Origin of the sequence: Halobacteriovorax sp. XZX-3 (genome assembly GCF_043196495.1) — a bacterium.
Classification (GTDB): Bacteria; Bdellovibrionota; Bacteriovoracia; order Bacteriovoracales; family Bacteriovoracaceae; genus Halobacteriovorax_A.
This window is the reverse complement of record NZ_JBEBMO010000001.1, coordinates 1,585,977-1,608,728: the sequence shown is the minus strand read 5'-3', so window position 1 is coordinate 1,608,728 and position 22,752 is coordinate 1,585,977. Positions and strand designations below refer to the sequence as shown.

Sequence of the window (22,752 nt, the reverse complement as noted above, 5' to 3'; positions counted from 1 at the left end):
GTGTATTAAACCTATTACTTACTCAGCTCAAGCATCTTATTAAGTGCTTTTAATGAGTACTCTTTTGTTTTTTCATCTACTTTAATTATATTTATAGGTTTATTTTCCTTAATTGCTCTAAAGCTGGCAAGTAGCCAACGAGGTCTTACTCGATACATTGTTGTACACAAACACTGGTAAGGTGACAGGGAAGTGATTTCTTTGTCTGGAAAATCATTTGCTAGTCTGTTAACCAAGTTGATTTCTGTTCCAACGGCAAATTTAGAACCAGCTGGTGCATCTTTAATCTTATTAATGATGTATGCAGTTGATCCATTGTCATGAGCTGCTTGTACAACATCAAAGTTACACTCAGGGTGTACGATAACAGTTGTATCAGGTTTATCTTTTTTAATTTGTTCAACTTGAGCTGCAGTAAAGCCTTGGTGAACAGAGCAGAATCCGTACCAAAGAATTACTTTTGCATTATCGATTTGTTCTGCTGTTAATCCACCATTAAGCATATTTGGGTTGTAAACAACCATATCTTCTAGTGGAATCCCTAGATCAAAACAAGTATTGCGTCCTAAGTGTTGGTCAGGGAAGAATAGTAGTTTTTGTCCCTGAGTAAAGGACCACTTGATAATGTTGTGTGCATTTGATGAAGTACAAATTGTTCCATCGTTCTCGCCAACAAATGACTTAAGAGTTGCTGCACAGTTGATATAAGTAATTGGGATGATCTTATCATTAGTTGATCTTTGCATGAATGCCCATGCTTTATCGATCTCTTCACGATTTGCCATATCGGCCATCGAGCATCCAGCTTGCATGTCGGGAAGGATTACGTGTTGATCTTCATTCGTTAGCATATCTGCTGTTTCTGCCATGAAGTGAACACCACAGAAAATAATATAAGGCTTGTCTAAAACGGCTGCATCTTGTGCTAGCTTTAGTGAGTCACCTTTATAGTCTGCAAATTCAATAACGTCGTCTTGCTGATAGTGATGTCCAAGAACCACAACTTGATCTTTAAGTTCTTCTTTGATCTTTCTTAACTCAACTAGTACTTCTTCATCAGATAACTCTTCTTGAGAAATTATCGGACGGTGAACTTCTTCTTTACCGAATAGATCTAACATTTTTCTTCCTTCTCGATTTTAAGATTAATTATTTGATTGGGTAACCGCTTTCGTCCCAAGCAAGAATTCCGCCTTCAAGGTTGTAAAGGTCTTCAAATCCTTCTTCTAGTAGAAATTGACAAGCAGTTAAGCTTCTCTTTCCACTGCGGCATTGAACAACGATCTTCTTTGATTTGTCAGTTAGGTGATTACCAAATTGATTTGCAAAATCAGAAAGAGGAATAAAGATAGCACCATCAATATGGCCAGCATCCCACTCATCTTGTTCGCGACAATCAACTAAAACTAGGTCTGTATTCTTGTCCATTAAATCTTTTAATTCACCAACTTCCATAAAGTTAATCATTGTGTCATCTCCTTATATAATTGACGTTTTGGAAGATAGAACATTTGAAACGAGCTGTCATCTGAACATCCTTAAAATTGGTTCCAGTTCGTGTTGCGCTAAGTTAAAAAAAATGTTTTATCAGGTATTTGACGTTGCGTGATAGTTTTCTTAACATTTTATATAGATAGTCTTTTATTACGGTCAAAGGGATGACCGAGGGAGCTTACATGGAAGTTATTACGGTTGCAAATAACAAGGGTGGTGTTGGGAAAACAATGCAGTGCTACCAATTAGCGACACACTTAGCTAATAAAGGGAACAAAGTACTTGTTATTGACCTAGATTCACAGGCCAATCTAAGTTCAACTTTTAATTTACAAATTCACAGAACTCTTATCCCTGAGTGGTTAATTGGTGACGTTACTATTGAAGACGTTATGGTTCCATCAGAAGGTAAGGGGAAATTTCATAAGAATATCACAGTTATTCCATCAAGCCGTCATATGGCCAATCTTTCTAAACTTCTCATCCTTTCAGAAGGTGAGATTAGAAAAGAAGCAGGTCGTAAGGAAAGGTTGATGAGACTTAGACTTGAGCAAGTTCCTGAAGGAATGTTTGATTACGTTGTAATCGATACTCCTCCAATGCTTGGAGATGAGCTTATTATGGCACTAGTTGCTTCAAATAGAATTCTTATCCCAACTCAGGCACAGGACTACTCAATTGATGGTCTAGAAGAGTTAATGGATACTTTCGAAATTATTAAAGAAACTGAAAATCCATCACTTGAATTTTCAATTATTCCATCAATGGTTAATACTAGAAGAAAGATTGAAAGGCAGAGACTTGAAGAACTTGCTCAATCTTTCAATATTACGCCACCAATTAGAAATCTTGTTCAAATGCAAGAATCAATTTCGTTAAGAAGACCTATCTGTAAGATGGGGAAAAAGTCTCGTGGTCACGGTGATTACACGGCACTTTGGGAATCATTAAATCTATAATCTATAATTTTTGAGACACACGGATGTGTTTCGCTTTTAAAGGGGCCATGTGTGTGTGACTGGCCCTCTTTAAAGGAAAACAGTCTCAACATAGGGAAGAGGAATTTATGGCAAAAGACTTTGCTCCAAGAGTTTCTAAAAGACAAAGAAAGACAATCGATCTAACTGAAGGTCTAGATAGTAAAGTAGTTGAAAGACTATCGGGTGATCGCCTTCTTCAAGGTGCTAAGCTTGATGAAGTTTATTTAAAAGAAATCGTAGTTAAAGAACAGGTTAGAACGAAGTTTAATGATAGCTCTCTTAAAGAGCTTTCTGAAAACATTAAGCAAAACGGTCTAATTCAACCACTTGTTCTTCATAAAGATAAATTAGGCAGACTAGTTCTAATTTGTGGTGAAAGACGCTACCGTGCCATGACACTTATTAAGAAAGAAAAGTGTCCTTGTTTTATTCTTGATAAGAAGACAGAACAAGAGCTTATGGCAATTCAGTTCTCTGAAAACTCTTCAAGAGAAGCGCTTCACTATATTGATAAAGCAGATGGTATTCTTAATTACCAAAAAGCGACAAAAGCTAGTGAAAGAAAGATCCAAGCTGCACTTGGTATCTCAAAGTCTGAAGTTCACCGCTCACTAATGATTGCTAAAATGGGCAAGAAAATTAAGGAAGCAGCAAAAGCATTTAATATTGAGAAGTATGTTCTTCTTGAACTTGATGCTCTTGAAAAAGGTGTTCTTAAGACTAAACTTACAAAAATGCTTTATAAAGGTGAGTTGACTAAAAGAGCTGAGCTTAAGAAGGCCATTAAAGATGGTGGTGTCCTAAAAGCTGGTAAAGTTAAGAAAACTCCAACAGTTCCAAAGGGACTTACTGCTAATGCATTCATCAAGACGCTTAAATCTCAAGCTAAATCAAAGAAGCTTGATAAAGACACGCAAGCGCTTCTAAATCAACTTCTTAAAGAAACACAAAATATCGTAGATATGTAATCGCTGCTTTTAGGTGAGCTAGTTTAACTAGTTCACCTTTGGCATCGTCCTTGCAAATTATATTAGTAATTAAACATATTACTTATGTAATTTGAGGGGCTTACGATGCTAAACAAGGCAAACAAGAGAGAGAAATTTTATACACACTGTTCAAGGTTTATACAGCTAACTCTGGTAGTGTTTACTATTCAGACAGTTGCTTCTGACCTAACTTTGTTTAAAAACTTCAACCCTAGAGTGAAGATTCAAGATCGTACTCCGCAAAGCTTCTATGCAGATGTTGACTACACGCCAAAGCCTGAAGAGTATAAAACATTTCTTGATTACGTCTTTGTTTACGATAAGGCCGGCGTCCTTCAGCGTATGTCTAATCACTACCATCAGCTACAAGAACGCGATGAATACGTAAAAAATTGGGATCTTTCTACGACGACGATCTATCGACTATCGACTCTTGATGAGAGAAAGCGCTACTTTAATAAGCAATTTCTAAGATATATTGATAAGAGAATTTCAGGCTCTGTTAAATCTGCTAAGAAAGGCTCAACTCTTGAAGCCGTTGGAAATATGAAAGATACTCTTTCACCTAGTTCTGAAGCTGAGCTTCTACCAAATTTTAAAGTGAAGTTTAGAGCGAAGGTTCTAAAAGGTCTTGCAACAATTAAGTTTATCAATCCTTATATCGATGCAAACACACACCTTTCTTTATCTGATGGCGTGACAATGCAGCTACAAAAGAAATTTAATGATAACCGTACTATTGCCTCTGTTGATTACAATCCGGCAGGGACGACTGTTGAATTCTATGTTGAACAGGCCATCACAAATAACTTGAGAGCAAGAGCGTCTTCAATTGATATGGTAGGGGGAAGTAATGCTGACCATGTGCTGCGCATTAATTATCATGCACCATTCAATTTCTAATTAACCGAATTCGCCAAAAAAAGTCAGCTTTTGCCCTAAGCAAAAGCTAGCGCTTCCGTTACAATAGGAGTAAATTAGTCCTTATTTTACGTATAACGGAGTTAAAAAAATGAGCAATCTTCTAGATAATCCACTATACCAGGATGCCATTGCGCAATTAGAAGAATCTGCAGCAATTATGGGACTTGATCCAAACGTTGCCGACAGACTTAAACACCCAAAAAGAGCACTTCAAGTAGCAGTTCCTATTCGTCTTGACGATGGTACTGTTAAAACTTTTCAAGGATTCAGAGTTCAGCACAATATGACTCTTGGGCCTGGAAAAGGTGGAGTACGTTTTCACCCAGGCGTAGATTTAGCTGAAACAGCTGGTCTTGCTATGCTTATGACTTTTAAATGTGCCCTTGTTGGTCTGCCTCTAGGTGGAGCAAAAGGTGGTATTTGTGTTGATCCAACAAAACTTTCTCGTCAAGAGCTTCAGTCTCTAACTAGAAGATACACTACTGAGATCAACATGATTATCGGTCCAACGATTGATATTCCAGCACCAGATATTGGTACTGACGGTCAAACAATGGCGTGGATGCTTGATACATATTCTCAATTAAAAGGTTACACTGTTCCAGGTGTAGTAACAGGAAAGCCAATTACTGTTGGTGGTTCACTAGGTCGTAGTGAAGCTACAGGTAAAGGTGTTGCATTCTGTGTTAACTTTGCTGCAAAGAAACTTGGAATGACAATTGATACAAATACAACAGTTGCAATTCACGGTTTTGGTAAGGTAGCTGTTCCTGCTGCTGAAGACCTTCAAGCACAAGGTGCAAAGATCGTTGCTGTATCTGATGTTTCAGGTGCTATTTATGATCCAAATGGCCTTGATATTGAAAAAGCTGTTGCTTGGGCAAAAGGTGGACGCCTTCTTGCTGATATGGATGGAGTAGAGAAAATTTCTAACGAAGAACTTTTCGCTCTTGAAGTTGATATCTTAATCCCTGCAGCAATCGATGGTGTTATCACTGAAAAGAATGCTCACAATGTTAAAGCTAAGATCATTGCAGAAGGTGCAAACGGTCCACTTAATAAAGCTGCGATTGATATCGTAACTAAGAATGGTTCATTCCTAGTTCCAGATATTCTTTGTAACGCTGGTGGTGTTATCGTTTCTTACTTTGAGTGGGTACAAGGTCTTCAGAACTTCTTCTGGGATCTTTCTGAGATCAACAAAAAACTTCACGACATCCTAAAAGATGCTTTCGAGAATGTTTATGAAGCTCACCAGAAATATGATATTGATATGAAAAAGGCTGCTTTCGTTGCCGCTCTAAGAAGACTAGAGAGAGCAATGAGACTTAGAGGTCTTTTCCCAGGTTAAGATTTATATTACAATCATAGGCGCGTCCTTAATGGGCGCGCTTTTTTTTTATTATGAAATATATTGCAACACTTCTTTTTACATTCTGCATTTTCGCTAGTGTTACTAGTGAACTTGTTACTGGCGCTGATCGCAAGATTTTCAGCTACGCAAAGGTGTGTGAATTTTTTGGTGTAAAAGATGCAATGTTAATGAGTAAGTCTTCGACAACGAAGATCGATTGCATGGGAAAAGAGTTTGAGATTGCAAAATTTTGTGAATCTAAGTTTTCAAAAAAACTAAATTACACAAAAGCTCGCTTTGACCTTGTTGATGGAAAGGTCTCTTGTCATTTCTCTGATACTGTTATTCTTGAACTTACATGTAAAGATAAGTACGAAAAATTTTGTAAGGACGCAAAAGGCTCTTGTCAAAGTTTAAAGGGAGACTTCGCTCACTCTCTTGAAGTTTCATCTGCGATGATTCTAGAAATTTATCCTCCTCATTTAAAATGTTTTTATCAGTCAAAAGCTAAGATCCCTAATTCTAGTAATTTATAATTAAAAAAAAATTCATGACTCTTGCACTCTTAGTAATAGGAGGGATTATGCACAAGCAAATGCTAGGTCTTCTACCTCTTGGGGGGAAGGGACATTTAACAGAAATTTATGGTTATGCTTCAAAGGGAGTTCCCGGACTTGAAATTGTTGGTCTTGGTACAAAAGGAAAGTCGATAAAAGAGAAGTTTATTTTTCTCTCAAAGAAGTACAACTTGAAAATCTCACCAAAGCGCTATGTTCTGTGCATTGATGACAATATGGTTTTAGGCTCTCTAAGTTCTAAAGAAGAACGTTATCGCTGGCTTGAGTTACCACTTTTGATTCTCTATTGGTCAATGGCCGGGGTTCTTCCCATTCAAAACTTAAATGATTGTCTTTGCGCAGGAAGAATCTCAACACGAGGAAAGATTGAGCCCTTTCGATTTGATGAAACATCCCATGCTTTTTTAGAGAGATTGGATGCTATGAACTTGAAAGTGATTGCAAGCTACACCCAAGATCTTCGAGGACTTACGTACTTTATTCCCCTTGATGAGATTATTAAATTCCCCGACGCATCGTAAGTTACTGTAATTACTATTAAGGTGGGAAAGTAATTCTTTTTCTTGTGCGTAAGTTATGCGTAAGTTATACTAACTTTCATGGAAAAGAAAATTAGAGCAAAACTACCGATTGCAAATTGTGGACTCTTTGGAATCAGCGAGGATCACATACAGAATTATCAATCTCTAGATGATCGTTTTGTACAGAATCGTTCTGCGACATTTTTCTTTGAAGCACAAGGTGACTCGATGGAACCATTGATTATGCCCGGTGACGTCCTGGTTATCGATCGATCTTTAGAAGTAAAGAGCGGTCGAGTTGCCGTGGTTTATCTGGACGGAGAGTTCTTGTGCAAGAGATTCATTAGACAAGATGGAAAGTCCATTTTGCGCTCACACAATCCCCTGCATCGAGACATTATCATTTCAGAAGAAATGGACTTCTTGGTGTGGGGGCCAATTGTGGCCGTGGCCCGTGACATGAAAGAGTTATGAGGTTTTACGATGGAGAAAGTGTATGCGTTGGTGGATTGTAATTCCTTCTTCTGTTCTTGTGAAAGACTATTTCGACCTGAGTTAAGAAATAAACCTGTTGGTGTCTTATCAAATAATGATGGGTGCTTTGTCTCTCGAACTCCTGAGCTTAAGGCCTTGGGAGTAAAAATGGGGGACCCGTACTTTAAAGTAAGGAGGCTTTGTGAGTCACACGATGTTCATGTTTTTTCTTCTAATTTTTCTTTGTATACAAATATCAGTGATCGGGTAATGCATGTTCTTGCTACCTTCGCTCCATCAATAGAGATCTACTCCGTTGATGAAGCCTTTATTGATTTAACTGGTGTTAGCGGAGATTTAAATGAGTACTGTCAGCATATTCGAAAAACTGTGCTGCAATGGACGGGGATTCCCGTAAGTATTGGTATTGCTCCAACAAAGACTCTCGCAAAAGTGGCCAATCATATTGGGAAGAAGTCACAAAAGGCGCAAGGAGTCGTCTGTATTCTAGAAGAGAGGTTGCAAGATATTGCACTTCAGAGAACTCCTATTGAAGACGTGTGGGGAATTGGAAGGAAGAATAGCGTAAAGTTAAAAAGCATTGGAATTAAAACGGCGTATGATTTTAAGAAGTTCAAAAATACTCATGTCATACAAAGACTTTTAACTAAGCTAGGTCGCATGACTCAAGATGAGTTACGAGGAATTACCTGTTTTGAGTTAGAAGAAGCTCAGCCTAAAAAGAAAGAAATTCTATGTTCACGAAGCTTTAGTACAAGTGTTGTGGATCTAAAAAGCTTGCGAGAATCAGTGGCCAATTATGTAACAAATGCCAGTGAGAAAATGAGAAATCAGCAGAGCTTGTGTTCAACTATTGAAGTTTTTTGTTTAAGTGATCCACATAAGATCGATCAAACGCCATATTATGGTAAAGACAAAGTTAAGCTTCTTGGTCCAACAAGTGATACCAGAAAAATTATCAAGTATGCATGGGCGGCCCTTGATGATCTCTTTCGCATGGGGGTTTGTTTTAAAAAGGCCGGAGTAAAGCTTGGAGACTTTTCAGATTCAGAGATTATCCAACAAAGCCTATTTGAAGAATTAGATGATCCACGAAGTGTGAAGCTAATGGAAATCATTGATAAAATTAATCGACGAGAGGGAAGTGGCATGGTTAGGTCAATGGCCTGTGGGGTCGATAATCAGGCATGGAAAATGCGAAGGGAGAAAGTTTCTTTGCGCTATGTCACAGGTTGGAGCGAATTGCCAAAATGTTCGTAGTGTCAGCGATGACATATATTGCCATTAGTTGATGACGTGACTATAATGACGAAATGAGCATATTTAAAGACAAGATTAATATATTTGAAGCAGTAATATTAACATCAATCGCCCATATGGTATTCTTTGGAATGTATTTTGCGAAAGCGAATCCTCAATGGTTTAGCGATGTTTACACAGTTGAAGATGGATTCTTAGAAATACAACAGGCCATCTATCTACTACTCGTTTCATTTGTCTGTCTGTGGCGCTACTTTAAGTTAAAAGGTACAAAGCCAAAATTATTCTCATTTGCGCTTCTTGGTTTTGCAGCACTTTTCTTTTTTGGATTTGGAGAAGAGATTGCGTGGGGCCAAAGAATTTTCAACGTGACTGCGCCTGAGTTTTTTCAGCAATACAATACACAAAATGATATTACACTCCACAACTTAAAATTCGGTGATTTCAAAGTTAATAAAATTATCTTTGGTCTTATTGTCGGAATTATTGTTGGTGTTTATGTATTAATTCTTCCATTTCTCTATAGAGCAATTGGTTTTATTCAGTATCTTGTTGATGACTTTGCAGTTCCTGTTCCAAAGTTAATGCACTCTCTTTTTTATCTTTTAATGTTTATTCTAGTAAGCTTAATTGATCACGGTAAAAAAGGAGAAGTTGTAGAACTTGTTGGGTGTGCAATGTTCTTCGTTATTTTCTTATTTCCTTATAACGACAAGACTTTCCAGAGGTCATAAATGAAAGACTTCGATGAGTTAAATGCCATAAGCGAATTAACTTGTATCGAAGACCCACTCATTCGTTGTCGTGAAATTACACGTATTAATCATGAAGGTGAGAGCTATCCAATTCATAGTTTTGAAATTGGTAGCTCAGATCCAAGCGCTCCGGTTCTAGGTTTATTTGGTGGTATTCACGGACTAGAAAAAGTAGGGACACAAGTCGTTGTTACTTATCTTTCTTCATTATTTAAACAACTATCTTGGGATGAAGAGTTAAGACGAAGCCTAGAGAAGTTTAGAATCGTATCGATTCCTCTTATCAATCCATGGGGCATGTATCATCATCGCCGCTCTAATCCAAACAATATTGATCTTATGAGAAACTCACCATCGCGAACTCATGAGAAAACAAAATTTCTACTATCAGGACATAAGTTATCAGATAAGCTTCCATGGTATCAGGGAAATAGTGATCAAATGGAGCATGAACTTCAAACTCTAGTAGACTATGTGAAAGAACATATATTTGAATCTCAGCGTGCTATCTCTGTCGACTTCCATTCTGGCTTTGGCCTAAGAGATCGACTTTGGTATCCTTATGCCAGAACGCTTACACCTTTTAAGCATATAACAGAAATGGAAAACCTAGAGCACTTATTAAATGAAACCCATCCTCATCATATTTATCGAATAGAGCCGACATCTGAAAGTTATACAATCCAAGGTGATGCCTGGGATTATCTATATGATGAGTATTTAGAAAAAAATCCAGAGGGAGTCTATCTACCTTTAACTCTTGAGATGGGAAGTTGGATTTGGGTTAAAAAGAATCCATTACAAATATTTAGAAGAGGAGGATTATTTAATCCTCTTAAGTCTCATCGATATGATCGAACGATGAGAAGACATATTATGCTAATTAAATTTCTCTTTCGAGCTGTTGGAAGTTCTAAAGCATGGGTGAAAAGGTAAGTTATGAATTGGTTGCTTCTTAGGGGTTTAGCAAGAGATAGTCGACATTGGTATGAATTCCCTGACTATGTAAAAAAAATGAAAGGCACAAATCATGTCTTTGCAATTGATTACTTGGGTGTTGGTAGCAAGAATGAAGAGAAGTCTCCATTAAAGATATCTGATTATGTTGAAGATATGAGAAGTGATTGGCTAAAACTTAAAGAAGAAAATGATGGCCCGTGGAGTGTTATCGGAATTTCAATGGGGGGAATGATGGCCCTTGATTGGTGTGAGCGACATAACGATGACTTTGAACATGCTGTTCTTCTTAACACTTCAACGAGTGACTCAGGGAAAATTTATCATCGTATGTCTCTTGAAGCAGTAACGACCTTTTCAAAACTGGCCTTTAATAACAATCACCGCGAACGAGAAGAAAAGGCCTTATCTTTAACTGTTAAGATGAAAGAGTTGTCTGATGATTTACTTGATGCATATGCTGCATATTTTGAGGAAAGACCTCTTAATCGCGCTAACTTTGTAAGGCAGTTAATTGCGGCATCACACTACCGTTTACCTAAGAAATTGAAAACTGATGTCTTGTTGCTTGCAGGTAAGCAAGATAAGCTTGCAAATTATAAATGCAGTGTTGAAATTTCTAAAAGGCTTGGTGCCGCGCTTGAACTACATGAACAAGCGGGACACGATTTACCTCTAGACGATCCTGAATGGATCATTAAAAAGATTGAAGAGCATTACTTAGATAGTAAATAAACATCTTCTTTTAATGGCCCATAAGAGCGTGCATTAAGGGCCGCTTTTATATGTGGCCATTTAACTCTTCTCTTCCATTTTTGCCATTTTGCTAAAATTCTTAAATTCTTACGATACTCTAAAGGAGTTTTTGATTCTGCAGTAATAACCACAGTGTTTTCTTTCTCTAGAAATGAAGAGATATTTGCGTAGCTAATTGGCTCAACATTCATCTCAAGAGTTTGCTCGTAAAAGTAAGAACGACGATCAACTAGTGCTACATTTTTATCTTTGAAAAGACCTTGAGCGGCTTGTGGAACAGGTAAGATGTAAAATTGAGATGCAACAACTGACCATAAGAAAATTAAATATAGTCCCATCGTGTTGAAAGCAATGAGCATCTTTCTTTTAAGAATGAAAATATTTGTCACAATAATTAGAGCAACAAATAGTAAATTGGCAACGATCGTTACTCCATCAGAAAAATAAAGGAGTAGGCATCCAATGGCCAAAAATAGGATATTAATTGGCAAGAAGATAAAAAGGATACCTTTTGCCTTTTCTCGAATAGTTTCAATATCAATTTGCAAGAGCATGAAAACCATTAGGAATGGAATTGATGGTATTGCATAGTGGTGTGATCTCTGAGATGGAATTAACCATGTGATAAAGAAACATAAAAAATGTGCAAAGAAAAAATATGTTTCATTATTTAAGTTCTTAAAGTTTTCTCTTACTTTCTTCCAAGCAAATGGAAGAATTAATAACCATGGAAGAGAATAGAGAATGAGTCCTTGGAATACCTTAATCATTGGCATTGGCTTTTGATCAAATTTTCCTACATTTTCTCTTACGAAGAAGTAATTGAAAAACTCTTCACCATAGTTTAGATAACTAATGAAGTACCAAAGACAACTCAAAATAGTAATCGATAGAAAATAGAAAAAGCACTCTTTAATAATAAAGCGCTTTTCTTTCTTGAATAAGAAAGCTTGATAAAGAGACATTGCAAGAAAGCTCATAACAATTGAAACAGGGCCTTTGATTAGAGCTCCAGCCGCTCCAAAAAGAATCGCCCAAATAAAATACTTTTTAGCCTTTGTCTTTAAGTAGTCAAAAAGAAAGAGTGAGCTAATAAATGGAAGAAGAGATAGAGATGTTTCCATCATAAATGTTCGACCAAATTTAATAGCACCATAACCTCCTAAAAAGAAGGCCAGAGATAATAGTGGTTCAATATTAAATCTTCTTTTTAACCAAACTGCAGTCAAGATACCGAGAGCGATTGTAAGAAATGCCATCGACGCTCGTGCACCTGTTAAAGAAGATTCTCCCATTAGTACATAAATAGGAAACGGCAGCCAGAAATGAACTGGTGGTTTTGACCAATGTCTCTCTCCGCGGTAGTGGGGTGTCATAATATTATTTGTGTCATACATATCTTGTGATATTTGCACATATAATGATTCTGTCCCTTGTCTTGGGGCACTAATATTTCCAATGTCCCAAAAGTAGAAAATTGAAAATAGGAATGTAAAAATAATAAATAAATTCTTATCTGAAACTTTTGTCATATTTATAAACTTCGTTTTATTTTGATAAGGTTTTAACCATATCTACGTATTTCTCTTCAACTTCAAATTTTTTGCCAAGACACTTCTCTAAGTTTTCGACAACAATTTGACCATTTTGTTCTGCTGTAACAATTGCAGTTTTTCCTTCAAGAAGTGATTTAACAGCAAGATGTCCCATTTGGGTTGCAATAAAGCGATCACGACCAGTAGGGTTTCCTCCGCGTTGAATATGTCCTAGGATACAAACACGTGAATCAATCTTGTGATCTTCAAGAAGTTTGTTGTGAACGTAGTGAGACAGACCTTCAGTTTCCCCTTCAGCAGCAATGATGATTGAAGAACCTTTTCCACGCTGAAGTCCACGTTTAATATCTGTCGCAATTGTGTCAACATCAACATTACTTTCATCTTGAATAGGGAAGATAATATTTTCTGCTCCAGTACAAAGTCCTACGTGAAGAGCGATAGCAGGAGACTTTCGCCCCATTACTTCAACAATGAATGTACGATCGTGTGAGTGTGCAGTGTCACGAATTTTATCCACGGCTTCAATAGCAGTTTGAACGGCAGTATCAAAACCGATTGAATAATCAGTTCCTTCAATATCATTATCAATTGTTCCAGGAATTCCAACTACTGGAACACCGTGTTCCTTGTGAAGCTCCCAAGCACCATTAAATGAACCATTACCACCAATAACAATTAAGGCATCAATATTCTTTCTCTTAAGAATATGTGCCGCTTCTCTTCTTATCTCTGGTTGCATAAATTCAGGACAACGAGAAGTTTGAAGAATTGTTCCACCTTTTTGAAGAATGTTACCAACACTTGCGGCATCCATTTTGTGTTGCGATCCTTCGAGTAGACCTGCAAAACCACGACGAATTCCATAAATCTCAATATCATTTGCAATACAAGTACGAACGACTGCTCTAATCGCACAGTTCATTCCTGGGCTATCGCCACCGCTACAAAGAACAGCAATTGTTTTAATCGACTTTACATCTTTTTCAACTTCACTCATAAAATTTCCTATTCAAAAATATGATGGCCAGTAAAACTTGCTGGACGATCAATCCCCATAATATAAAGACAAGTAGGTGAGACATCCATTAGCGAATGATCCCCCGGTGCTATAGTAAAAGCTTTATCCTTTAATGCGCTATTGATAACACAAAACGGTACCGGTGCTCCTGTATGAGCTGTATGTGGTGTTCCATCCTTATGTACCATTTGGTCACTATTGCCATGATCGGCAGTGATAATAATAGTTATATTTTCATCAAGACATTTTTGTACTAGTTTTCCTACGCACTCATCAAGTGTTTCAATAGCATGAACTGCAGCTTCATATTTACCTGTGTGTCCAACCATATCTGAGTTTGCAAAGTTTACGACACTAAAGTCAAAGTCACTTAATTTAGAAATTAAATTCTCTGTTACTTCTGGCGCACTCATTTGTGGCTTTTCATCATAAGTTGAAACTTCTTTTGGCGAAGGAATTAGAAAATGTTCTTCATTTGGAAAAGGCTTCTTTTCTCCACCATTAAAAAAGAATGTTACGTGTGCATACTTTTCAGTCTCAGCAATCTTTAATTGCTTCTTTCCAATACTACTTAAGTACTCAGTCATTGTTCCTTGAAGCTTCTCTTTATCAAATAAAATTGGAAGTTCCATTTCATCCGGAATAAATGGCGTCATACATAGAAACATTGCTGGAAAGAATGGCCTTTCAAACTCAGTAAACTCTGGATAGTTAAATGCCATTGTTAACTGAATTGCGCGATCGGGTCTAAAATTTGTAAAGAAGACGCAGTCTCCTTCTTTAATAGCGTAGTCTTTATTAAAGAGTGTCGGCGATACGAACTCATCAGTGCGACCAGCTTCATACTCACTATTGAGATATTCAATAGGTGATAAGTCAGTCACATCACCATGACCTAGGAACATATCATATGCTAATTTGATTTTTTCCCAACGGCGATCACGATCCATTCCAATTGAGCGGCCTTGCATTGAAGCAAAGTGTGATCCTTCAAAATCAACGATCTCTTTTAAATACATTTCACCACATGCTGGCGGTGTATCTCTACCATCCATGAAAGCATGTAAGAAAACTTCAATACCTTCTTTCTTAAGACATTTGATGATTTCTTTTGTGTGTTCAATATGTGAGTGAATTCCACCGTCCGAAAGAAGTCCCATGAGGTGAATGCGATTATTATTTTTCTTTGCTACTTCAATGAGTTCCTTCAGTTTAGGAAGTTCACCAAAAGTATGATTTTTAATTGCTTCATTAATACGAACTAAATCCTGGCGAATGGCACGTCCCGCACCTAAGTTCATATGGCCAACTTCCGAATTTCCAACAACACCTTTTGGAAGACCTACTAAAACACCACCTGCTTGGATCGTTGTAAATGGATAACTTTTAAACAATTCATCCAAAACTGGAGTTTTTGCATCTCGAATCGCATTCTTTTCAGTGTTTTCACTAATCCCAAAGCCATCTAGGATGACAAGAAGGGCCTTTTGGCTAATATTTTTAATCGACATAAATTGATTCCCGTTAAAAGCTTATTCAATCCTTATTCTAATACTACCCAAAGATTAGACAAAATACTCTATCGTGTTCATTTTTTAAACACTAGGTCTTTGTAAAGGACTGTAATCTCATCTTAAAACTTGGCACACAACTTGTATATATATAGGCAAATAGTTTAAACACACGCAAACACAGAGAATTTTGGAGAATACTATGAAACTTAACCTTAAGAACACATTACTTTCAGTTATTGTTCTAGCTTCGCTTGTCGGGTGTGGATCTGACGGTGGGTCTGGAAATGGAAGCACTTATGGAAATTACGCTGCTGGCTCTGCTAGTGAGTATGTTGATACAGCAAGAGGCTTACCAAATAGCTTAAGCACTGCGGATGAATTATCTCAAGCAATTGTGAATAATAATTTTGCAAATAGAAGTATTGGCGATTCTGAATATCCTATTTATACAATTTCTAGCTTTGATAATTTATCAGGATCAAATAATTCAGGTAATTGTGATGATTTTGAAGTATTTGGAATGAGTTTAGGAACTATATGTACTTCATCATCTTCTTCGTCTTCATCTGGCTATACTGTCGGTGGATATCGTGGTCTCTATAGAGATGGAAGAATTGCACGTAGTAATGAGTCTCTTGATGGCGCATTTGGATCTACTATTTCACAATTAGCTACTTTCTTGGCCAATAAAGTACAAGAGTCTGATGCAAATGGTACACTTTTTAAACGTTATGGTTATGGATATGCTCCATATAAAGATGGAATGTGTAATGACTATAATTGGGTAAGAAGCTACTACAATGGATCGATACAATTTTGTACTCAAGTTGCACAAACATATGCAGTGGAGTGGATTGTGACAATTAACGGAAAAAGGGCCCTTATTAATATGAATGCACCACTTGCTTTACAACCAGTTTTAAGAGCAACAAGTGTAGGAGTTTCGGCTCACTAATAAATAAAAACGATTTTAAATTTATACCTGACTAAAAAGCGCGGCATTGTTCGCGCTTTTTTATTAAATTTAACCTAATTTACTCCGGCTAAATTGTGTCTACACGTGCATGAAATCTGAACATCATTTATAATAGAACTGTTTTAGTATTAAAAAAGGACTATTATATGGCAAAGTATCGTACAGATTTAATGGATGTGAATTTCAATCTATTTAAAGCGTGCAAAATTCAAGACGAAGCAAGCGAGCTTGGATATGGTGAAGCTGAATTAAAAGATATCCTAACTCAATTCGATAAATTCGTTGAAAATGAAATTTATCCAACTCGTCAAATTAGTGATGAGATTGGCGTAAAGCACGTTGATGGAAAAGTTATTGTTCCAGAAGTTTTTCACCAAACAAATAAAGCCTTCTATGAGAATGGTTGGTATGCACTTGGTTATCCTGAAGAGGTTGGTGGAATGCCAGCTCCTCACGCAATGAAAGTTGCATGTACTTCAATGGCAATTGGTTCAAATGTTGCGTGGTCAATGTACTACGGACTGTCTCAAGGTGCCATGAATGTAATTCTTAAGGTTGGTTCTCAAGAACAGAAAGATCTATTTGTGACAAAGATGATGACAGGAGAGTGGGGAGGCACAATGTGTCTTACTGAGCCTGGTGCTGGATCTGATGTTGGGAACGCAAAGACGACGGCAAAACCTCTTGATAACGGGAAATACGCAATCAATGGTGTGAAGATTTTTATCTCTTCTGGAGAAAGTGATCTTTACGAAAATAACATCCACCTTGTTCTAGCAAGAACTCCTGGTGCTCCAGAAGGTACGAAGGGACTTTCCCTTTTTATCGTTCCACGCTTTAACGTTGAAACTGGTGAGACAAATAATGTTAAGTGCACAAAGCTAGAACATAAAATGGGGATTCACGCACAGGCAACATGCGAATTAACATTTGGCCAAGATGGTGAGTGTGTTGGAGAACTGATTGGGAAAGAGTTTGATGGAATGGCAAATATGTTCATCATGATGAATGAGGCAAGGCTTCTTTGTGGCCTTCAAGGTGAAGCTCAATCAAATCTTTGCTTTGAGCTTACTGAGCAATATGCAAGAGAGCGCTCTCAATTTGGTACCGAAATTATCAATATGCCAGATGTTAAGAGAATGCTTCTTAAAATGAGATCTACGGGACGTGGACTGAGAGCTCTTTCTCTTTATACAGCAAACCTTTTTGATAAAGCTGAAAAAGGTGATGATGAAGCTGAAAAAGAAATCGCATTATTTACTCCGATCTGTAAGGGATTTTGTACAGATGAGGGTGTAAATATCGCAAGTGAAGGTGTTCAAGTTCACGGCGGTTACGGATACTGTACTGAGTATGGAATTGAGCAATTTATGCGTGATACAAAGATTGCAACAATTTATGAAGGTACAAATGGTATCCAGGCGATCGACTTTGTTATGAGAAAAATTCTTATGGATAAAGGCGAAACATTCTTTAATGTAGGTAAGAAGATTCAAGCGACAATGAATAGAGAAGAAGCCAAGGCGTACCCTCATGAAGTTTCAATGATTGGGAAATCAATGGAGATGAGTGAAGAAGTTGTGAAGAAATTCGGATCGTTTATGGCGGCAAAGAATCAAAGCGCAGTTCTAGCTCACGCAACTGATTTTTTAAGTTATTGTGGAAACCTTGTCGTTTCATGGCTTCTTCTTGAGCATGCTTGTATTGCTCAAAATGAATTAAAGACGGCAACAGGTGAAGAAGAGAAGAAATATTATCAGTCTAAAATCGATGATTTTAAAGTTTTTTGTCAGTACCAATTAACGAGAAATATTGGACTCGCACATAGTGTTTTAAACTTCGAGGAAGATTTAACTTCGATTAATGTTTAATTAAAGATTAAGCACAAGGGTATGTGAGAGATGCAAGAAATGGAAAAAGGAGTCGATCTATTTAATGAGGCGACTCGTGGTAGTACAGACTACTATAAAGACAATGTTTATATCATGAAAAAGAAAGGAGAGTATGCTCCTTTAAGTTTCATGAAAAAGAAAGTTGAAGGCTTTGATGAGGAAAGCTTACTTAGTCGTGGATTTATCTACGACTCACTTGAGCTCGTAGGTGATAAAGAATTTTCTGAATGGTATGAGAAACAATTTTCTCGAAAGATGAAAAGATCTCATGCTAAGCAGGTTCTAATTATTCACTTACCGGATAACAAAAGAATCTTTGACGCTATTGAAACAGTTAATAAGGTTTATGATATTCTTCGCGATGAGCGAATTATTTTTAATGGTAAGAAGCTTCCTGTTCAGTTGGGGGAGTGGTACGCAAAATGTATCTTCGGTCTAATGCAACAAAAGTCGACATCACAACGAGGTTTTGATTTTTACGTTGGTGATAAGAGAGTTGAAGTTGTCGTGCACTGGGGAGATCAAACATCTCCAAAAGGTGTAAAAGTTAGAAAGTCTCTATGTGATCTTTCAGCAAGCGTTATTATCATTTATCTAGCTCGTAACTTTATGATTCGAGATATCTGTCTTCTCGATTCAGATTATGTTTTAAGAAAATTTGCAGGAAAGGGACATACTCTTTTTCTAAAAGATTCTGAAATTAGTGGTTACTTCTTTTCAAAGTCAACGAAGCATAAAGATAAAGTCGTAAATAAGAATGCTCTTCTTAAATACGCTTTACCTAAGCTTGCGATGAATTTAACAGAATTCTTAGAAAGCTAAGATTATAGTAATTCATATTTTAAAAGGCGGCATTCAATGTCGCCATTTAAAAACTCTGTTTTCTTACTTGTTTTTAAACGAATATTTTTTCTTAGTGGCCCGTGAGCTGTAAGAATAAATGCTGTAGAACCCTTGAAGTTATTTTTAAGAGTTTCACCCATCTCGAAATAGAAGTCGTTAATATCAAGACCACCAATCGCTTGAATACGCTCTCCATAAGGAGGGTTAAATAGGATTAAACCTCTTTCAAATCCCGCAGGTGCTTGTGAATTAATGAAGTTTTCGCAGTTGAAGTTTACGAAATCAACACGGCCAAAACAGTTGAGAAGGTGAGTTCTCATGAGTTTAAAGTTTTCAACATCAGCATCATTGCAATAGAACTTATCATTTGGAATTGAATCTATTCTTTCCTGTGAATCTTTCATGATCTCGTGAACTTTATCAAAGTACCAATCAACTAGATTCGAATCATGAAACCACGGCTGACCTGTAAAAGAATACGGAGTCGTATTTTGTTTAAGTCTTAAAAATGCTGGCGATAATTTCAAGAAGTAGAAAATTGCTTCAATTAAAATTGTTCCTGAACCTGCCATTGGATCATAGAATGGACCTTGGCAGTCCCATTTTGTTTCTGCAATAAGAGAAGCCGCTAAGTTTTCACGAAGTGGCGCACGGTGTCCGCTTTCACGATAGCCACGCTTATCAAGAGAAGTTCCAACCATGTCAGCGTAAACAATTACCTTACAGCCTTCTTTAACTTTTTCAACACGTTGAAGAAAGCTAACGTTAGGTTCATTTGTCTCTACATTTGGACGCTTGTTAAATTTATCTCTCATATAATCAACAAGTGAATCTTTTAGAGTTTGTGAAAGGAAGATAGAACTTCTAAAAAGCTCCTTACTCTCACCATCTAGAAGAGTGTTGATTTTAAAAGTTTGCTCTGGAGTAATATAGTCTTCCCATGGAAGCTCACTTGCTCTTTTATAGATTTGTTTTTCGTCACGAATATAGAAGAAGCCAACTTCTTTAAAGACACGAGAAGCAATTCTAGCGTTGAAGATATATTCAACTGTGGCCTTATTTCTTGCCTTAAATGAAGCTCCACCACGGCCGGCCTTGGCCTCGATACCGTTAGCACGTAGCTCATTTACTAGATATTGTTCGCAACCTCTTGGGCAAGAGGCAAAATAAAAACTCTTGTCATTAATGACTTTGTTCGACTTCTGATATTTTTCCATGACTCGATTTATGATTTATTTAGGTATGTGTCAAAGAAAAAGGCTTAAGTTGGTAAAAATTCGTTCATTTTCCTCAATAAAATAGGCTAATTTCCTTTGTATAGGGTTCAAACTTGGAGCATATGCTGATATAGTTTCGAACATAAATATATAAAGATTTATTCATACATAAAGTGAGGAAACATGAGCTTTACAGATTACAAAGTAGCAGACATCTCTCTAGCTGACTGGGGAAGAAAAGAAATTAAGATCGCTGAAACTGAAATGCCGGGACTAATGTCTCTAAGAAAAGAGTTTGGAGCGGCAAAGCCACTTAAAGGTGCAAAAATCGCTGGTTGTCTTCACATGACTATTCAAACAGCTGTACTTATTGAGACTCTAGTTGAGCTAGGTGCTGAAGTAAGATGGTCTTCATGTAATATTTATTCAACTCAAGATCAAGCTGCTGCTGCAATCGCTGCTGCTGGAATTCCTGTTTTTGCTTGGAAAGGTATGAACGAAGAGGAATTCGACTGGTGTATCGAGCAAACTCTTAAGTGGGCAGATGGATCAACTCTTAACATGATCCTTGATGATGGTGGTGACCTTACAAATATGGTTCACGACAAATATCCTGAATTAATCGAAGGAATCAAAGGTCTTTCTGAAGAAACAACTACTGGTGTTCACAGGCTATATGAAAGAGTTAGAAAAGGTACTCTTAAGATGCCAGCAATCAACATCAATGACTCTGTAACAAAGTCTAAATTTGATAACCTTTACGGGTGTAGAGAGTCTCTAGTAGACGGTATCAAGCGTGCAACTGACGTAATGATCGCAGGTAAAACTTGTGTTGTTGTTGGTTACGGTGATGTTGGTAAGGGTTCTGCTCAGTCTTTCAAAGGTCTAGGAGCAAGAGTTATCGTTACTGAAATCGATCCAATCTGTGCTCTTCAAGCAGCAATGGAAGGTTTCGAAGTAATGAAAATGGATAAAGCAGCTTCTGAAGGTGATATCTTCGTAACAACTACTGGTTGTCTAAAAGTTATCAATGCTTCACACCTTGATAAGATGAGAGACGGTGCAATCGTATGTAACATTGGTCACTTCGATTCAGAAATCGAAATTTCTCACCTACACAATAACTACGAAGAAGATAACATCAAGCCACAGGTAGATATGTATACTTCAAAAGATGGAAGAAGAATTATCCTTCTTGCTCAAGGTCGTCTAGTTAACCTTGGATGTGCTACTGGTCACCCATCATTCGTAATGTCTAACTCATTCTGTAACCAAGTAATTGCTCAAATGGAACTTTGGGACAATGCTGGTAAGTATGAGAACAAAGTTTATATGCTACCAAAGCACCTGGATGAAAAAGTTGCTATGCTTCACCTTGAAAGAATTAATGTTGAAATCGATACATTAACTGCTGAGCAAGCTGAGTACCTAGACATCCCAGTTCAAGGTCCATATAAGCCAGAACACTACAGATACTAAGCAACTGCTATATATGAAGCCTCCGAAAGGAGGCTTTCTTATTTAAGGTAAAACTATGAGCAAAAAGATTTTTCTAGCTACTGATCATGGTGCTTTCGAACAAAAGGAAGCAGTTAAGAAATTCTTAATCGATGAAGGTTATGAGGTCGAGGACCTAGGGACTCACTCAACTGACTCATGCCACTATCCAGAATATGCTATTGCTTTGGCAAAAGCAGTTCAGAAAGAGGGAAGAGGAATTCTTCTTTGTGGATCTGGTATTGGTGTTTGCATGGTTGCTAATAAATTTAAAGGAATTCGAGCGGCCCTTTGTCACAGTGTCGATTTAGCTAGGCTTTCACGTGAGCATAATAATGCAAATGTGATTTGTTTTGGTGGCCGTATTTCATCAAGTGAAGAAGTTCTGGCCATGACAAAAGTATGGCTTGCTACTGAGTTTGAAGGCGGCAGACATCAAACCCGCATTGACATGTTCACTGACCTCGGTGAAAATTAATCTTATGTTTAAAGTTAAATGGACTGAATATATCTCATTCTTTGTTATCTTAGTTGTTGGTATTTATAGCTTATATATATCAAGAACTGATTTAGCTTATTTTGATAAAGTACTAAGTGCTCAAAATGGACTACTCGAGTGGTTTACTTTCGTAGGGCTTTGTCTCATTTCATTTGGCTACTTCTATCGCAGAAAAGTTCTAGCAAAGTTTAGAGATCGTAAATTTCTTATTATGTTAAGTACTCAAGGTGTCTTCTATGTGATCTGTGCACTAGAAGAGGTTAGTTGGGGGCAACGTGTTTTTGGTTGGCACTCACCTGAGATGTTTAGAGATATTAATAGTGTCCTTCTTGAAACTAACTTTCAAAATTGGCTTATTGCCCGTGGAGTTTCACATGAGTCTTGGAACTTATCGTTAAGAGTAATCCTGTTTATCTATCTTTTTGCTGTTCCTTTTTCATATTGTAAAGTTGAGAAGGCCAAGCAATTTATCGATAAATTTGCTCTACCGGTACCGAAGGCCACTCATATTTTAAGTTTTATGATTCTATTAGTGATTACACTTTATATTCCAAGCGAGAATAAGGTGCAATTTGCTGAGTTTTGTTTGACTTGGGTTTTAACGGCCCTAACATTAGAGCCATTTAACCGCAGTATGTTTTCTCGTCGAAGTTTAGTTCGCTAGTCTTTCTATT

The 22,752-nt window shown here is 37.2% G+C and carries 23 protein-coding genes; 17 read left to right on the top strand and 6 right to left on the bottom strand.

Annotated features, from left to right (window positions below; translation table 11 throughout):
- Positions 1-14 precede the first annotated feature (14 nt).
- Positions 15-1,121, bottom strand: a complete 1,107-nt coding sequence (gene nadA / locus ABMA70_RS07595) for a quinolinate synthase NadA (RefSeq protein WP_103218825.1) — start codon at positions 1,119-1,121, stop codon at positions 15-17.
- Between the two features lie 28 nt (positions 1,122-1,149).
- On the bottom strand, positions 1,150-1,467 hold the full coding sequence (locus ABMA70_RS07590) for a rhodanese-like domain-containing protein (protein ID WP_103218826.1): 318 nt from the start codon (positions 1,465-1,467) through the stop codon (positions 1,150-1,152).
- Between the two features lie 209 nt (positions 1,468-1,676).
- Here ABMA70_RS07590 and ABMA70_RS07585 point away from each other — a divergent pair, with 209 nt between their 5' ends.
- The 11 genes from ABMA70_RS07585 (at position 1,677) to ABMA70_RS07535 (ending at position 11,042) form a co-directional block, all read left to right on the top strand.
- On the top strand, positions 1,677-2,453 hold the full coding sequence (locus tag ABMA70_RS07585; RefSeq protein WP_158246927.1) for a ParA family protein: 777 nt from the start codon (positions 1,677-1,679) through the stop codon (positions 2,451-2,453).
- A gap of 107 nt (positions 2,454-2,560) precedes the next feature.
- Entirely contained in the window at positions 2,561-3,442 is an 882-nt protein-coding gene (locus ABMA70_RS07580) for a ParB/RepB/Spo0J family partition protein (RefSeq protein WP_103218828.1), read from the top strand.
- A 177-nt stretch (positions 3,443-3,619) separates the two neighbouring features.
- Positions 3,620-4,366 (top strand): hypothetical protein, encoded by a 747-nt coding sequence (locus ABMA70_RS07575; RefSeq protein WP_146037899.1) that lies wholly within the window; start codon positions 3,620-3,622, stop codon positions 4,364-4,366.
- Positions 4,367-4,475: 109 nt separating this feature from the next.
- Positions 4,476-5,738 (top strand): Glu/Leu/Phe/Val dehydrogenase, encoded by a 1,263-nt coding sequence (locus ABMA70_RS07570; RefSeq protein WP_103218830.1) that lies wholly within the window; start codon positions 4,476-4,478, stop codon positions 5,736-5,738.
- A gap of 53 nt (positions 5,739-5,791) precedes the next feature.
- Positions 5,792-6,277 (top strand): hypothetical protein, encoded by a 486-nt coding sequence (locus ABMA70_RS07565; protein ID WP_103218831.1) that lies wholly within the window; start codon positions 5,792-5,794, stop codon positions 6,275-6,277.
- Positions 6,278-6,324: 47 nt separating this feature from the next.
- Positions 6,325-6,840 (top strand): hypothetical protein, encoded by a 516-nt coding sequence (locus ABMA70_RS07560; RefSeq protein ID WP_392990681.1) that lies wholly within the window; start codon positions 6,325-6,327, stop codon positions 6,838-6,840.
- A gap of 78 nt (positions 6,841-6,918) precedes the next feature.
- Positions 6,919-7,314 carry a LexA family transcriptional regulator gene (locus ABMA70_RS07555; RefSeq protein ID WP_103218833.1) on the top strand — a complete coding sequence of 132 codons (396 nt, stop codon included), beginning with the start codon at positions 6,919-6,921 and terminating at the stop codon, positions 7,312-7,314.
- A 9-nt stretch (positions 7,315-7,323) separates the two neighbouring features.
- On the top strand, positions 7,324-8,595 hold the full coding sequence (locus ABMA70_RS07550) for a Y-family DNA polymerase (protein ID WP_392990683.1): 1,272 nt from the start codon (positions 7,324-7,326) through the stop codon (positions 8,593-8,595).
- A 53-nt stretch (positions 8,596-8,648) separates the two neighbouring features.
- Complete coding sequence (locus ABMA70_RS07545) at positions 8,649-9,329, top strand: hypothetical protein (protein WP_103218835.1); 681 nt, start codon at positions 8,649-8,651, stop codon at positions 9,327-9,329.
- Positions 9,330-10,286, top strand: a complete 957-nt coding sequence (locus ABMA70_RS07540; RefSeq protein WP_392990685.1) for a DUF2817 domain-containing protein — start codon at positions 9,330-9,332, stop codon at positions 10,284-10,286. It abuts the gene before it with no gap.
- A gap of 3 nt (positions 10,287-10,289) precedes the next feature.
- Positions 10,290-11,042 carry an alpha/beta fold hydrolase gene (locus ABMA70_RS07535; protein WP_392990687.1) on the top strand — a complete coding sequence of 251 codons (753 nt, stop codon included), beginning with the start codon at positions 10,290-10,292 and terminating at the stop codon, positions 11,040-11,042.
- Here ABMA70_RS07535 and ABMA70_RS07530 read toward each other — a convergent pair.
- From ABMA70_RS07530 to gpmI, 3 genes are read right to left on the bottom strand one after another with little or no spacing between them, the layout of a single operon-like run.
- Positions 11,024-12,595, bottom strand: coding sequence for an ArnT family glycosyltransferase (locus ABMA70_RS07530; protein ID WP_392990689.1), 1,572 nt, complete (start codon positions 12,593-12,595; stop codon positions 11,024-11,026). The genes ABMA70_RS07535 and ABMA70_RS07530 overlap by 19 nt on opposite strands.
- Positions 12,596-12,611: 16 nt before the next feature.
- Entirely contained in the window at positions 12,612-13,619 is a 1,008-nt protein-coding gene (gene pfkA / locus ABMA70_RS07525; protein WP_199177567.1) for a 6-phosphofructokinase, read from the bottom strand.
- Positions 13,620-13,627: 8 nt separating this feature from the next.
- Positions 13,628-15,151 carry a 2,3-bisphosphoglycerate-independent phosphoglycerate mutase gene (gpmI, locus tag ABMA70_RS07520; RefSeq protein ID WP_392990691.1) on the bottom strand — a complete coding sequence of 508 codons (1,524 nt, stop codon included), beginning with the start codon at positions 15,149-15,151 and terminating at the stop codon, positions 13,628-13,630.
- A gap of 202 nt (positions 15,152-15,353) precedes the next feature.
- On the opposite strand from gpmI, the gene ABMA70_RS07515 reads away from it, so the two are divergent.
- The 3 genes from ABMA70_RS07515 to ABMA70_RS07505 all read left to right on the top strand — a co-directional run bounded on the left by ABMA70_RS07515 (position 15,354) and on the right by ABMA70_RS07505 (position 18,844).
- On the top strand, positions 15,354-16,109 hold the full coding sequence (locus tag ABMA70_RS07515; protein WP_103218840.1) for a hypothetical protein: 756 nt from the start codon (positions 15,354-15,356) through the stop codon (positions 16,107-16,109).
- Between the two features lie 167 nt (positions 16,110-16,276).
- Positions 16,277-18,001: an acyl-CoA dehydrogenase gene (locus ABMA70_RS07510; protein ID WP_392990694.1), complete on the top strand. Its 1,725-nt coding sequence runs from the start codon at positions 16,277-16,279 to the stop codon at positions 17,999-18,001.
- A 39-nt stretch (positions 18,002-18,040) separates the two neighbouring features.
- On the top strand, positions 18,041-18,844 hold the full coding sequence (locus ABMA70_RS07505; protein ID WP_146037900.1) for a hypothetical protein: 804 nt from the start codon (positions 18,041-18,043) through the stop codon (positions 18,842-18,844).
- A gap of 2 nt (positions 18,845-18,846) precedes the next feature.
- On the opposite strand, the gene ABMA70_RS07500 is transcribed toward ABMA70_RS07505, so the two are convergent.
- Positions 18,847-20,082 (bottom strand): class I SAM-dependent RNA methyltransferase, encoded by a 1,236-nt coding sequence (locus ABMA70_RS07500; RefSeq protein WP_103218843.1) that lies wholly within the window; start codon positions 20,080-20,082, stop codon positions 18,847-18,849.
- A 183-nt stretch (positions 20,083-20,265) separates the two neighbouring features.
- On the opposite strand from ABMA70_RS07500, the gene ahcY reads away from it, so the two are divergent.
- Genes ahcY through ABMA70_RS07485 form a run of 3 tightly spaced genes read left to right on the top strand, consistent with a single transcriptional unit; the run spans position 20,266 to position 22,742 of the window.
- A complete protein-coding gene (ahcY, locus tag ABMA70_RS07495; RefSeq protein WP_392990696.1) occupies positions 20,266-21,561 on the top strand; it encodes an adenosylhomocysteinase in 1,296 nt (431 codons plus the stop codon).
- A 55-nt stretch (positions 21,562-21,616) separates the two neighbouring features.
- Entirely contained in the window at positions 21,617-22,057 is a 441-nt protein-coding gene (rpiB, locus tag ABMA70_RS07490) for a ribose 5-phosphate isomerase B (RefSeq protein ID WP_103218845.1), read from the top strand.
- A gap of 4 nt (positions 22,058-22,061) precedes the next feature.
- On the top strand, positions 22,062-22,742 hold the full coding sequence (locus ABMA70_RS07485; RefSeq protein ID WP_146037901.1) for a hypothetical protein: 681 nt from the start codon (positions 22,062-22,064) through the stop codon (positions 22,740-22,742).
- Positions 22,743-22,752 lie beyond the last annotated feature (10 nt).